Genomic DNA, 12,896 nt, shown 5'->3' on the forward strand with positions numbered 1-12,896 from the left:
TCGTAAACGTGGCATCCATCGGCCAGATTGTCGAACAAACCCCAGGCAGCGAGGTCCTGAAGCGCGCCCGTCAGCGCGCCGTGCTCGTGCCCGATTGCCTGGTGGAGGCGCGCCGGATTGCCAATACGGTCATTGCCGGCTGGCATGGCCGACGCAAGCGTGGAGTGGGCGAAAACTTCTGGCAGTTCCGCCCCTATGCCGAAGGCGAGAGCTTCTCGCGCATCGACTGGCGCCGCTCTGCCCGTGACGACCACACCTATGTCCGTGACCTGGAATGGGAAGCAGCCCACACTGTCTGGCTCTGGGCCGATCTGTCGCCCTCAATGATGTACAAGTCGACGCTGTCCCCCGTTTCCAAGGAAAGCCGGGCGCTCGTCCTGATGCTGGCCTTGGCCGAAGTTTTGGCACGCTCCGGCGAACGCATCGGTTGCCCCGGCATCATGGAACCGGTTTCCGCCCGCAATGCTGCCGAACGACTGGCAACGGCCATCATGCATGCGCCCCCGAGCGCCGGCCTGCCGGAGACGGGCATGATCCGAGGCGCGAGCGATATTGTCCTGATCGGCGACTTCCTTGATGATGCCGATACGGTCATGGAACGCATCTCGCCGCTCGCCCGCCGTGGTTTGCGCGGCCATGTGATCGAGATCGCCGATCCGGCGGAAGAGACCTTCCCCTATAGCGGCCGAACCGAATTCACCGATCCAGAAACGGGGGAAAAGCTCGTTTCCGGTCGGGCAGAGAGCCTGCGCGAGGAATATCAGCGGGCCTATATCGCCCGCCGCGACAACATCGGGGAAGCCTTGAGGCGCATGGGCTGGAGCTTCATGTTCCATCGCACTGACAGCCTTGCCTCCGAAGCGCTGGTCGCAGTGCATATGCATCTTTCGGGACAGGGTCCCGGCCTGGCAAGGAGCTGAGCCGATGTTCTCCCTTCCCCTCGCCTTTGGCGCTCCCGCAATCCTTATCGCTCTCGCTGCCCTTCCGCTCATCTGGTGGCTGCTGAAGCTCACGCCGCCGCGCCCCAAGGCGGAGGTCTTCCCGCCGCTTCGCATTCTCGCAAGCGTCCTGAAACGTGAAGAGACGCCCTCGAAAAGCCCGTGGTGGCTGACGCTCTTGCGCATGCTGATTGCGGCACTGGTCATTCTGGCGCTGGCAGATCCCGTTCTCAATCCGCGCACGGCAAGTCTCTCGACGGACGGTCCGCTGGTGCTGGTTGTCGACAACAGCTGGGCAACGGCGACCGACTGGGACAACCGGGTCGCAACGGCAGAGGCGCTGATTGGCGACGCCAGTGACCGCGACGTCCCCGTGTCGGTTGTTTTCACCGCCGATGTAACCCACGATGCCGTACCCGGCACCGCTGCGTTGGCTCTGGAGAAACTGGCGGCAGCCGAGCCCAAGCCGCTGCGCCCGGATCGTGCACGCACGCTCTCCGCCCTGCGCACAGGCCTGTCCGGCGAAGCGCCAGGGACCCTCGTCTTTATCACCGATGGACTGGCAACAGACGAACAGGAAAGCGCAATCGCCGATCTGGCTGCCCTTCAACCGCAGGAGCTGCGCCTGATCGAAGCCGGCGGCGGTGGGCCCGTCGCTATCACCAGTGCGACGAATGGGTCCGATGCGCTGACGGTGACCCTTGCGCGCCTGAATGCGGAAGAGCCGCTCAGCCTCGTCATCGATGCTCAGGATCGCCAGGGCCGTGTTATCGCCAATGGAACGGTTTCCTTTGCCGCCGGTGAGAGCGTGGCATCCGGAGCGGTTGCCGCCCCGTTTGAGCTACGCAACGATTTTGCCCGCCTGTCGATTGCCGGGGCAGCGAATGCCGGCGCCACCCATTTGCTGGATGATGGTTTCCGCCGACGGAAGGTGGCCATTGTCTCGGGTGACAGCGGGGATGGCTTCCAGCCATTGCTGTCGCAGCTCTTTTACATCGAGCGGGCGCTAACGCCCTATGCCGATCTCCTGAAGCCAAATGATACCGATCTGTCGATTGCACTTCCCGAGCTTCTGCGACAGAATCCATCGGCCATCGTCCTCGCCGATGTCGGTCGCCTGCCGGCCGATGTGTATGAACCGGTGGAGCAATGGATTGCAGAAGGTGGCACGCTCATTCGCTTTGCCGGCCCACGCCTTGCCGCAGCCCCAGTCGGTGACCCGCTCGTCCCCGTCATTCTGCGCCAGGGCGAACGCGCTCTTGGCGGCGCCCTTTCATGGGCCGAGCCGCAGCCGCTGGCCGATTTCCCGAACTTCGGCCCCTTCGCCGGTATGGCACGCCCCGAGGGCATCCTGATCAAGCGTCAGGTCCTGGCTGAACCGACGCCGGACCTTGCCGAACGGACCTGGGCAAGTCTTGCTGATGGCACGCCACTCGTCACCGTTGAAGAAACAGGCGCAGGCCGCGTCGTTCTTTTTCATGTCAGCGCCGAAGCCACTTGGTCCGACCTGCCGATTTCCGGCGAATTCGTTGAGATGCTGCGCCGGATCGTGCAATTGACCCGTGTTGGTGCAGCCGCAACGGAACCGGGCCAGACAACAGCGCCCAGCCTGTCCCCCTTCCGCCTTCTGACTGCCCAGGGCGCACTGGTTTCGGATGCCGGCACGGCCAAGCCGCTGATCATTGGCCCGGACCAACCGCAATCTGCAACCTTTGACAATCCGCCGGGCCTTTACGGAACGGAAGACGGTTTTGTGGCGCTCAATTTGCTGCCTGCCGAGACACAACTTCTGCCGATCCCGACCGATGGAATTGCAGCACTCAGCCGCGCCCCCATGGCCGGAACGGCAGCGACCCCACTGAAGCCCGGTCTTTTGACATTCGCCTTCCTGCTTCTGGTCATCGATAGCCTCGTCGTGCTCTTCATGGGCGGCGCCTTCGCCCGCCTGCCAAGACGCGCGCCAGCAGCAGCAGCCATGGCATTGATACTCGCCGCTGCCACAGTCCTCGTGCCAGGCGCAACACGCGCTCAGACCACAGACCGCCCCGCAACCACCCAGGATCAGAAGCCCGGTGACGAACTGATCCTCGACCGGCTGGACAACACCCACCTCGCCTATGTGATCACAGGCGAGCCCGAGGTTGACCGCATTTCCGAACAGGGGTTGGCGGGTCTGACGCAGTTCCTGACCTACCGCACGACCTTGGAGCCGGCTCCACCAGTCGGCGTCGATATCTCAACAGACGAACTCTCCTTCTATCCGATCATCTTCTGGCCGATCTCGGCCTCCGCCCCGATGCCTTCAGCGGCAGCAATCAGCCGCATCGACGCCTATATGCGCGCGGGCGGCACGGTCCTGCTCGATACCCGCGACCAGTTTTCAAGCCTCGGCGAAGACATCGGCAGCACGGCCAATGGCCAGCGGTTGCAGGCAATCCTTGCCAATATAGATATCCCCCCGCTGGAGCCCGTTCCGTCGGATCACGTGCTGACCCGTGCCTTTTACCTGCTGAATGGTTTCCCAGGTCGCTATAGCGGCAGCCCCCTATGGGTGGAAGCCCGTCAGGAAGCCCAGTCAACGGCAAGCGGCGTTGCCTCCTCCGGCGACGGTGTCTCCCCGATCATGATCACCGGCAACGACCTGATGGGCGCCTGGGCCATCGACGACAACGGAAACTCGGTTCTGCCGATCGTGCCATCAAACGAGTTGCAGCGGGAAATGGCCTTCCGCGCCGGTGTGAATATCATGATGTATATGCTGACGGGCAACTACAAGGCCGACCAGGTCCATGTTCCCGCCCTTCTCGAGCGACTGGGGCAGTGACATGACGATCAGTTTCGTCCCCTTCATTCCCTGGAGCATCATCGCAGCGCTCGCTGCGCTCGCAATCGGCCTCTCGGCTCTCGGTTTCTTCCGCCGCATCCGCGGCACCGCAGTCCGGCTTGCAGCCTCCGCCGCAGTGCTGGCAGCGCTCGCCAACCCTCTGCTGCTGCAGGAAGATCGTGAGGCGCTGACAACCGTCGTGCCCGTGATCGTGGATCGTAGCCAGAGCCAGCAGATCCCGGAACGGATCGCTGCGACCGATCGCGCTGTTGAAGACGTTCGCGAGCGCCTGTCGCGCTTCTCCAACGTCGAACCGCGCATCGTGGAAGTGGCCGATCCCGCGACCTCGGATAGCCCTTCGACCAAACTGTTTGAAGCGCTCAGCACTGCCATTACCGATGTCCCGCCTGCCCGTGTCGGCGGCGCGATCTTCATCAGCGACGGCCAGATCCATGATGTCCCGGCAGGACAGGAGGCGCTCACCTTCAACGCGCCGGTCCATGGCCTGATAACAGGCAAGGCCGGAGAATTTGATCGGCGTATCGAGATCCTGCGCGCACCCCGTTTCGGCATTGTCGACGAGGAACAGGAACTCACCTTCCGCGTCTTTGACGATGGCAGCACGTCCGACCTGCCTGCAGATGTGAATGTGCGCATCAACGGCGAGGATCTGGGCACCATTCCTGCCGAAGTCGGTCGGGAGACACCGTTCGCCTTCCGGGTGCCGCGCGGTGGCAACAATGTCCTGGAATTCTCGGTCGCCGGAACACCCGGTGAAGTCACCGACATCAACAACCGCGCCATCCACCTGATCGAGGGTATTCGCGAGAACCTTCGCGTTCTTCTGGTCTCGGGCGAACCCCATGCAGGCGAGCGGGCATGGCGCAATCTTCTGAAGTCGGATGCCTCCGTCGACCTCGTTCATTTCACCATTCTGCGTCCACCGGAAAAGCAGGATGGCACCCCGATTAATGAACTGTCGCTGATCGCGTTTCCGACGCGCGAACTCTTTGTCGAAAAGATCAATGATTTCGACCTGATCATCTTCGACCGCTATCAACATCGCGGCGTCCTGCCGATCCTTTATTATGACTACATTGCTGAATATGTGCGCAATGGCGGTGCCCTCTTGATTGCGGCAGGCCCCGAGCATGCAGGCGAGGATTCGATTGCGATCACGCCGCTTGCCTCCGTGCTTCCTGCCGCCCCGACCGGCAATGTTCATGAGGCTGGCTTCTATCCGCGCCTCTCTGAACAGGGCGAGCGTCACCCTGTCACCCGTGGTCTTGAAGGCTCGACGGCCGAACCACCCCAATGGGGACGCTGGTTCCGCAGCGTCGATGTCGAGGCGGATGAAGGCGAAACCGTCATGACCGCAGCCGACGGGCGCCCGCTCCTCGTGCTCGACCGCGCCGCCGAGGGTCGTGTCGCCATGCTGCTCTCGGATCAGGGCTGGCTCTGGGCGCGTGGCTTTGAAGGCGGTGGCCCCCATGTCTCGCTTTATCGACGCATCGCCCATTGGCTGATGAAGGAACCTGAGCTGGAAGAAGAGGCGTTGAAGGCGCGGGCCAGCGGTCGCACGCTCGAAATCACCCGCCAGACCATCGGGAACGCTCCCGGCGAGGCAACGATCACCGCTCCTTCCGGCGAAACCAGGACAGTCCCGCTCAGTGAAATCGCACCTGGCCTCTACCGCGCCGAACAACGCATGACCGAGACCGGCCTCTTCACCGTATCCAATGGCGACTTCTCCACCCTCGTCCATGTCGGCGCAGTCGACGCCCCCGAGTTCAAGGCGATGATCTCGACCACAGAGCTCTTGCAGCCCATCGCAAGTGCAACACGTGGCCTGCTAACCCGCCTCGACAATGGCGACGGGGCGGAGCGAATTCCGGATATCCTGCCGGTGCGCGGCGAAATTCGCGTCAGCGACGACCGCCGCATGCTGATCCGCCTGACGGATGAAACAGTGCTGAAAGGCGTCAACACCCTGCCGCTCTTTGCCGGTTTCGCAGGCTTGGCAGCGCTGCTGATGGCGGTCTCTGCAATGTGGTGGCGCGAGGGTCGCTAGACTTAGAAATACCAAGCCGGGATGGCTTCAAGGCAGCCTTCTATTCCTCGTCATCCCGCTTGATCTGCAGTCGGCGCATCTTTTCCCACAAGGTCGTGCGCGAAATGCCGAGGCTTTCGGCGGCCTCTTTGTGAGACCCCTGCGCACGGGCAAGGGCGGCCACGATATGCTGGCGTTCTGCAGCATCCCGCACATCCGAAAGTGACGACCCCGGATCGGCAAGTTCCGGCAGGCTCAGCGCCACAGCGCCCGGCACGCCTTCGGGAAAGAGATCCTCGGCCGTGATCGCCGGCCCATCCGCCAGCGCCACGGCTCGGTCGATGCGGTTGATCAACTCGCGGAAATTGCCGGGCCAGCCATGGCGAACAGTTGCTTCCTGCGCCTCCGGCTCGATTGTAAGATCACCGCGACCCATTTTCGTCGCCGCCGCAACGACCAGCCGCCCAAGCAAAGAAGGGATTTCGTCTCGCCGCTCGCGAAGCGGCGGCAAGGTGCAGGCGATCACATTGATCCGGAACCATAGGTCCTCGCGAAAACCCCCTTCCGCCACCATGGCCTCCAGATTGCGGTTGGTCGCACAGACAAGCCGTGCTTCAAAGCGTCTCGTCTCGCTGCCGCCAAGCCGCCTGAACTCACGGCTTTCGAGAACCCTGAGCAGCTTGACCTGCAAAAGCGGCGACAATTCACCGATTTCATCCAGAAACAGCGTCCCGGCCCCCGACTCTTCACAGTAGCCGCGATGCATGGCGGAGGCCCCGGTAAAGGAACCACGCTCATGACCGAACAGCAGGGAATCGGCAAGATCCGAGGGTAGCGCCCCGCAATTGACGGCAACAAACGGCAAATTCTTGCGCGGCCCCGCTTCATGCACATGCCGGGCGGCCACTTCCTTGCCGGTTCCGGTTTCCCCCAGTAGCAGAACCGGCAGATCGATTTCTGCCGCACGGGCAAGCGTCCGTCCGATCTTTTCAATGGCGGGACTGCCGGAATAGGCATGACCAAGGTCGCCTGCCGCACCCGCCTTTCGCTGACCTATGCCCTGCAGCGTATCGACCAGCCGATCGAGATCGAAAGGTTTGCTGACATAATCCAGCGCACCGTCACGCACCAGACGCACGGCCTGGTCGATGTCGCCATAGGCCGTCATGAAAATCACCGGGACCAGACCAAAACTGGCAAAATGCTCCCGCATCACGGTTTCACCATCGCCATCCGGCAGACGGATATCCGACAGGATGATGTCCGGCGCCGGTCCGGAAAGTGCGCTATGCGCCTCCCCTGCCGTGCGCGCCCATTTCACTTTGAAGCCTTCGAGCTGCAGCCGCTGACGCAGCGATTCACCGAGCGTCACATCGTCCTCGACCACCAGTATCCGCGCACCGCTCATGGTTTCGCTCATCCGCCGGTTCTCTCCCCAGTCACCGAAAGCGTCAGTTGCACGGTGGTACCGGCCCCGTCCACACTGCGGATCGAAAGATCCGCCCCGATCCGCGCCACGAGATTGGCCACCACCCAGATCCCGATGCTTCGCTCGACAGGGATTTCGTTCACCTGCCCGGAAATCATCGCAGCGATCACCTCCGGCGACATGCCGGGTCCCTGATCGGCCACGCTCAGGATCACGGATTGGGCGGCCTCATCCCGGTGCAAACCGACAGTCACCGTCGAGCCTTCCGGCGACGCCCTGACGGCATTCAGCATCAGATTGATCAGGATCTGGCGAAGCGCATCCGCATCGACGACGAACCGGGCAGTCTCATCCAGCGCCCAGGCGAGATTGACCCCCACTCGCCGCGCTTCCGGCGCAATCAGGAGCTCCAGGTCCTTCAGATCGCTGGCCGAGATTTCCTTGCTGCCCGAACGCCGCCGATAGGTCGATAGCGTCACATCCACCACCCGGCCGATACTGTCGAGCCCCGTCTCCAGAAATCGCAGCGTCTCGTCGCGCACATCCTCACGGTCGCCAAATCGCTTCAGTGTGGAGACACCATTCTTGAGGCCGGCCAGAGGGTTGCGCACCTCATGGGCGAGGCTCGCCGCCATCCGTGCCAGAAGACCATCCCGTTCCTGTTGGGCCATCTGCTCCAGCATGGTAACTCGCTGGGCCTCTGATTGCTCGCGCAAGGCAAGCGCTGCCTCCAGCTTTCGCAGCTCGTCACCCCGCCGCCAGGCCGTCTCGCTGGCATTGGTTCCGGTCTGGTCCGCCAGTCTGTCGATGAAGTGATCAAGCGGCTTCAAGGCCCGTCGCGTGATCAGATAAGCCGCAAGCGCTGCAATAATTGCGACGAGAAAATCCACGCCAACCGCCACGCCCGTCACCACGGTCGCGGCGTCCTCGATTGCCGTTGTATCGAAGGTGGCCGCCAGAAAGAGGCGCCCCTCAGCGAGCGCATAACTGCGCGCGACGAGCAGGATGGACCGCTCGGGTACATTGGTCACACTGACGCCATCGGGCCCGAGCGCCTGCGCCTTGGTCAGGGCCGCTTCCAGCAGGTCCCCGTCGCTGTCGGCCAGCACCACCGTGCGCAGATTGCCACCTTTGTCGATCCAGCGCGCGGCCATCGATTCTTCGAGAAGGGCTGTTCGAAAACGAAGAGACGATGCGAGTTTTTCCCGCACCGTCTCTCGAGCATCTTCACCATTGATACCGGCTGCAATATTCCCAGCCACCGCATCGAGAAAGACCAGAGCCTGATCACGCAGACCGGTTTCGTTGCTGGACCTCAACACCGAAATCCCGAGCTGCGTCGTGCCAACGGCCACCACGAACATTGCAACGGCAACGAAGAGTGGCAGTGAGGCAGACAGCGGCAGCTTGCGTCGAACACCTGGAGACATGGTCAAATGCCATAGCGCAATTGCAAGTCAGCCTGCCAGCACTTTGTCACGCGGACTTGGGCTGTCCCTCCATGATCAGGACATCACCCCTCATATCCGGCGCAATGCGGGTCAGCCAATGGCTGCCATACCAGCTGGTGCGCAAGGGACGCGGCGTGCGCCCGAGAACCACAGCCCGAACGCCTTCGATCCCGGCGGGGATCGCACAGTCGGCGCCAGCCGCCGCCACTCTTTCATAGGCAAGCCCGAACCGCTTGGCCGTCTCGGCAAATTCCGGCTCGCCACTCTTGGCGTCGGCAACATGAACCAGCCTGTCGATCTCCCAGAGATTGTTGAGCAATGCCCATTCCACGAGCGCCACGAGATGATCCTCGCCGCAATCGCGCACGACAAGCGTCCGCGCCGTTTCCGGCAGCGGTTTGGCAGCCGCGAAAAGCACGGGGCCGCCATGGGCCTCCGGCAGCCTCAGGAGACCATCCGGCTCCCAGGTCGTCATCTCCTGCCTCGCTTCGACCTGGTGATGGAACCAGCCGCTGCAGGGCAGGACGAGCAGAGCCTGACCGGGCTCCAGATCACAGCGCAGCAACTGCTCAGGATCGCCCTCGTCATAATTGAGGACCGGAGTGACCTCCGCCTTGGCGGTGCAGCCCTGAAGTTCGTTGATCGCGGTGCTGGCCCGCTCGCGGATCAGCTTGCGCATCTGCGCCTGATCGCCTGCCGCCTTCACCGCATGGGTATCGATCAGCACATAGGCGGCCAGCGATGCACCGCTCCGATGGGCGATGGCGCAGGCCCGTTCGGCCACGGAGCGCACCTGCCCGTCGATCACCCCGAAACGAACAGCCTCCATGGCCGGCAAGACCAGCATCTTGCCCTTTGCTTCGAATTGCGGGCGGTAGGGGGTGGGCTTCGGGTTCTCGGGAAGATCCAGACGGCCACGGGCATCATCAACCGTGATCGACTTCCAGTCCATACGCTCATCCAGCGAATGGCTGGACCGCGGCAGAATGCCCTTCAATGCATCCTCACCCGCAAGCGAGAGCCGCGCACCGGAGACATAGGCCGCGCGGCCAAGGAGATGGCCGGCAACAGGAACCGTAAGCAGCAGAAAGACGACGGTCATGATGCCAAGCACGGCGGCACCCATTGACCCCTGGGCAATCACACTGCCGATGATGACCAGCCCGGCGCCCAAGGTGCCGGCCTTCGTCGCGGCATGCATGCGCTGAAACGGATCAGGCAGCTTGATCACGCCGATGGCGGCAATCAGCAGGAAGATCACGCCGGCAAGCTTGAAGAGGAGGGAAAGGATCGCGATCATCACTGGTTATCCTTCTTCTTCTCAAGCAGCACAGAAAGCGAGCACGTCGCCAGAAAACCGATCAGCGCGATACCGAATGCCACATCAAGAAACTCACGCCGACCGGTGGCGGCCATGGTGAGTGCTGCGATGGCAACGGCAATGCCGGTCAGCATGTCGAGCGCGACGAAACGGTCGGCATAACCCGGACCCGTGACCATGCGCACGGCTGCCAGTGTGAGAGGGACCATCAGGATGGCAATCAGGATGGCGGCGAAAGTCGACAGGAAGCTGTCCAGAAACTCGATCATCCTTCAATCTCCTTCAAACGGGTTTCAAACGTATCCTTGATACTTTCGACAACGGCCTTCGGGTCCGGTGCGTCCAGAACATGGACATAGAGTGTGTTCAGGTCCTCGCTGACATGCAGCGATGTCGTCCCGGGCGTGAGGCTGACGCAGTTTGCCAGGGTGGTCACACCGGCGCTGCTGCGCAGATCGAGCGGCACCGCCAGGATCGCCGGCTTGAGGTCCGAGCTGTTGCCCAGAACCTGCCGCGCCACAGCAATCGATGAGCGCACCAGTTCATTGATGAAGACAAAGCCCAGAAGGATAGACTGGTAGATACTGTTCAAGAGGGTCATGGCGTCACTCCTGCGGTCGCTGTTTCATCCAGGAATGCCCGGACGAACTCGGTCGGATCACTCATGGTTGTTGCGGCAAGGTTGGAGAAGGCGACCAGCGGCTCCGGATTGAAGCCGATGGCCAGAGTGATGATGCAAAGCGCGCCAATCGGTGCGAGCATCGCCATCGGCACCGGACGCGCCTTCAGCTTGTTCGGCGGGTCTTTCCAGAAGGCTTCCATCCAGATCTTGCTCATCGAGAAGATGGTCAGGAGACCGACAAACAGCGCCACCGCCGCAAGCCAGGCCGCGTCGCCCTGGAAGGAGGCGTCAACCACCATCAGCTTTGCCCAGAAGCCCGAAAGTGGCGGGATACCGGCAAGCGAGAGCGCCGGGATCGCGAACAGCACCGCCAGCATCGGCGACGCCTTCATCAGGCCACCCGATTTGCGCAGGTCGAACGAACCGGTTGCGCGGTGGATCGCACCGGCAATGAAGAAGAGGTTCGCCTTCACCACGATATGGTGGATGATGTAGAAGACCGCGCCAGCCAACGCGAGCGGCGTGGCAATCGCCAATCCCAGCATGATGTAGCCAATCTGGCTGATGATGTGGAACGACAGGATGCGCCGGACATCCCACTGGATGGCTGCTCCAAAGACGCCGAACAGCATGGTGCCTGCAGCAAACAGCCCGAACATCGGCTTCAGCGTGCCATTGTCGATCTCGAACAGCAGCGTGAACACGCGAAACAGCGCGTAGACGCCAACCTTGGTCAGAAGACCGGCAAAGACCGCCGACACGATGATGGATGCCGTGTGATAGGAGGCAGGCAGCCAGAAGAACATCGGGAAGAAGCCGGCCTTGATGCCGAAGGCCAGCAGGAACATCATCGCCGACAGCGTCAGCGCCGCCGAGGACTCCGTCTCGGGCAGCACGATTGCCAGATCCGCCATGTTCAGCGTACCGGTCGCGCCATAAAGAAGCCCGACAGCCATCAGGAAGAGGATGGTCGAGAACAGGTTGAGGATGGCGTATTTGATCGCACCGTCAATCTGCGCACGGGTCCGGTCCAGCGTGATCAGGCCGAGCGTGGCGATCAGCATGACTTCAAACCAGACATAAAGGTTGAAGATGTCGCCGGTCAGGAAGGCACCGTTGACGCCGATCATCAATCCGAGAAAGAGCGGATAGAAACCCGAACGCACCTGGCGCTGGCGAAGATCCGCCACGGCAAAGATCAGCGCGCAGAGCGCCAGAAGGCTCGAAATCACCACCATCGCCGCGCTGAAGCGGTCGGCAACAAAGACGATACCGAAAGGCGGCATCCAATTGCCAAAGGTCTTGGTCAGGATCTCACCACCCATGACGCTCTGCAGCAAGAGCAGCGATGACCCCAGCGTCAGCGTCATCACCAGCAGCGCCACGGCACGCTGCAATTGCGGCTGGGCATAGAGCGCGGCAGCCAGTGCGGCACCGGCCAGCGGCAGGATGACGGGCCACAGAAGAACCATATCAGCCATTTTTCGCGGCCTCCTTGTCGAATGGCGAGCCGAGGGCTTCGGCATCGTTCTGCTCGTTGGTGAAGACCGAACCGAGCGAGTAATAGGCTTTCAGCACCAGCGCTGCGGCAAAGGAAACAAGCGCAAAGCCGATGACGATGGCTGTCAGGATCAGCGCCTGCGGCAGCGGATTGGCGGCTTCATCGCCCAGCGTCTGTTGGCCGGCCGGTATGACAGGCGGTGCGGTGAACTGCAGACCGCCCGACACGAAGATCAGAAGATTGGCAGCCGTCGAGAGCAGGACGATGCCGAACAGGATGCGCATCATGTGGCGCGACAGGAGCAGATAGACCCCCGCCCCCATCTGGGCCGCAATGGCGAAAGCGTAGATGAGGCTCACTGCTTCACTCCTTCATAAAAACGGAACACGAGGGACAGGACACCGCCGACAACGACGAGGAAGACGCCGATGTCGAAGATGGTGGCCGTGCCCAGATGGGTCGACCCGAACTTGACCCACCAGTGGGTCAGGAAGGACTGGTCCGAGATGAGCCCGGGAATACCGCTCATGAAGGACAGGAAGAGGCCTACCCCCATCAGTACGACCGGATGGACGATCAGCACCTTCCGGGCCCTCTCGACGCTGTCGGACAGCGCCAGAAGGGCATAGGCCAGGCCCGCGAACAGACCGCCGATAAAGCCGCCGCCCGGCTCGTTATGGCCGCGAAACAGCATGAAGATGGACGCCGCCAGAAGGAGCACGAAGAACAGGCGGGACATGGTGGAAAAGATCACCGACAT

Annotated in this window: 11 protein-coding genes; 3 read left to right on the plus strand and 8 right to left on the minus strand. The window is 62.2% G+C overall.

Going from position 1 to position 12,896, the window contains the following annotated elements; translation table 11 throughout:
- The first annotated feature begins 8 nt into the window (after positions 1-8).
- Genes FE840_RS16380 through FE840_RS16390 form a run of 3 tightly spaced genes read left to right on the plus strand, consistent with a single transcriptional unit; the run spans position 9 to position 5,833 of the window.
- Positions 9-920, plus strand: a complete 912-nt coding sequence (locus tag FE840_RS16380) for a DUF58 domain-containing protein (RefSeq protein WP_138286640.1) — start codon at positions 9-11, stop codon at positions 918-920.
- Positions 921-924: 4 nt separating this feature from the next.
- Positions 925-3,762 carry a DUF4159 domain-containing protein gene (locus tag FE840_RS16385; RefSeq protein ID WP_138286642.1) on the plus strand — a complete coding sequence of 946 codons (2,838 nt, stop codon included), beginning with the start codon at positions 925-927 and terminating at the stop codon, positions 3,760-3,762.
- A gap of 1 nt (position 3,763) precedes the next feature.
- Entirely contained in the window at positions 3,764-5,833 is a 2,070-nt protein-coding gene (locus tag FE840_RS16390) for a hypothetical protein (RefSeq protein WP_138286764.1), read from the plus strand.
- 40 nt (positions 5,834-5,873) lie between these two features.
- Here FE840_RS16390 and FE840_RS16395 read toward each other — a convergent pair whose 3' ends face one another.
- From FE840_RS16395 to FE840_RS16430, 8 genes are read right to left on the minus strand one after another with little or no spacing between them, the layout of a single operon-like run.
- Positions 5,874-7,232 carry a sigma-54-dependent transcriptional regulator gene (locus tag FE840_RS16395; RefSeq protein WP_138286643.1) on the minus strand — a complete coding sequence of 453 codons (1,359 nt, stop codon included), beginning with the start codon at positions 7,230-7,232 and terminating at the stop codon, positions 5,874-5,876.
- Complete coding sequence (locus FE840_RS16400; protein ID WP_138286645.1) at positions 7,229-8,671, minus strand: sensor histidine kinase; 1,443 nt, start codon at positions 8,669-8,671, stop codon at positions 7,229-7,231. The genes FE840_RS16395 and FE840_RS16400 overlap by 4 nt, the downstream gene beginning before the upstream one ends.
- 46 nt (positions 8,672-8,717) lie before the next feature.
- Positions 8,718-9,992, minus strand: a complete 1,275-nt coding sequence (gene mnhG, locus FE840_RS16405) for a monovalent cation/H(+) antiporter subunit G (RefSeq protein ID WP_138286647.1) — start codon at positions 9,990-9,992, stop codon at positions 8,718-8,720.
- A complete protein-coding gene (locus FE840_RS16410; RefSeq protein ID WP_138286649.1) occupies positions 9,992-10,282 on the minus strand; it encodes an MrpF/PhaF family protein in 291 nt (96 codons plus the stop codon). The genes mnhG and FE840_RS16410 overlap by 1 nt, the downstream gene beginning before the upstream one ends.
- Positions 10,279-10,614, minus strand: coding sequence for a Na+/H+ antiporter subunit E (locus FE840_RS16415; protein ID WP_138286651.1), 336 nt, complete (start codon positions 10,612-10,614; stop codon positions 10,279-10,281). Before FE840_RS16415 ends, FE840_RS16410 begins: the two co-directional genes overlap by 4 nt.
- The gene (locus tag FE840_RS16420; protein WP_138286653.1) at positions 10,611-12,116 is read right to left on the minus strand and encodes a Na+/H+ antiporter subunit D; all 1,506 of its coding nucleotides are present in this window, start codon (positions 12,114-12,116) and stop codon (positions 10,611-10,613) included. Before FE840_RS16420 ends, FE840_RS16415 begins: the two co-directional genes overlap by 4 nt.
- Positions 12,109-12,495, minus strand: coding sequence for an NADH-quinone oxidoreductase subunit K (locus tag FE840_RS16425; RefSeq protein WP_138286655.1), 387 nt, complete (start codon positions 12,493-12,495; stop codon positions 12,109-12,111). The genes FE840_RS16420 and FE840_RS16425 overlap by 8 nt, the downstream gene beginning before the upstream one ends.
- The gene (locus FE840_RS16430; RefSeq protein WP_138286657.1) at positions 12,492-12,896 is read right to left on the minus strand and encodes an MnhB domain-containing protein; all 405 of its coding nucleotides are present in this window, start codon (positions 12,894-12,896) and stop codon (positions 12,492-12,494) included. The genes FE840_RS16425 and FE840_RS16430 overlap by 4 nt, the downstream gene beginning before the upstream one ends.

The sequence above is a fragment of the Peteryoungia desertarenae genome (genome assembly GCF_005860795.2).
In the GTDB taxonomy this organism is placed as follows: domain Bacteria; phylum Pseudomonadota; class Alphaproteobacteria; order Rhizobiales; family Rhizobiaceae; genus Allorhizobium; species Allorhizobium desertarenae.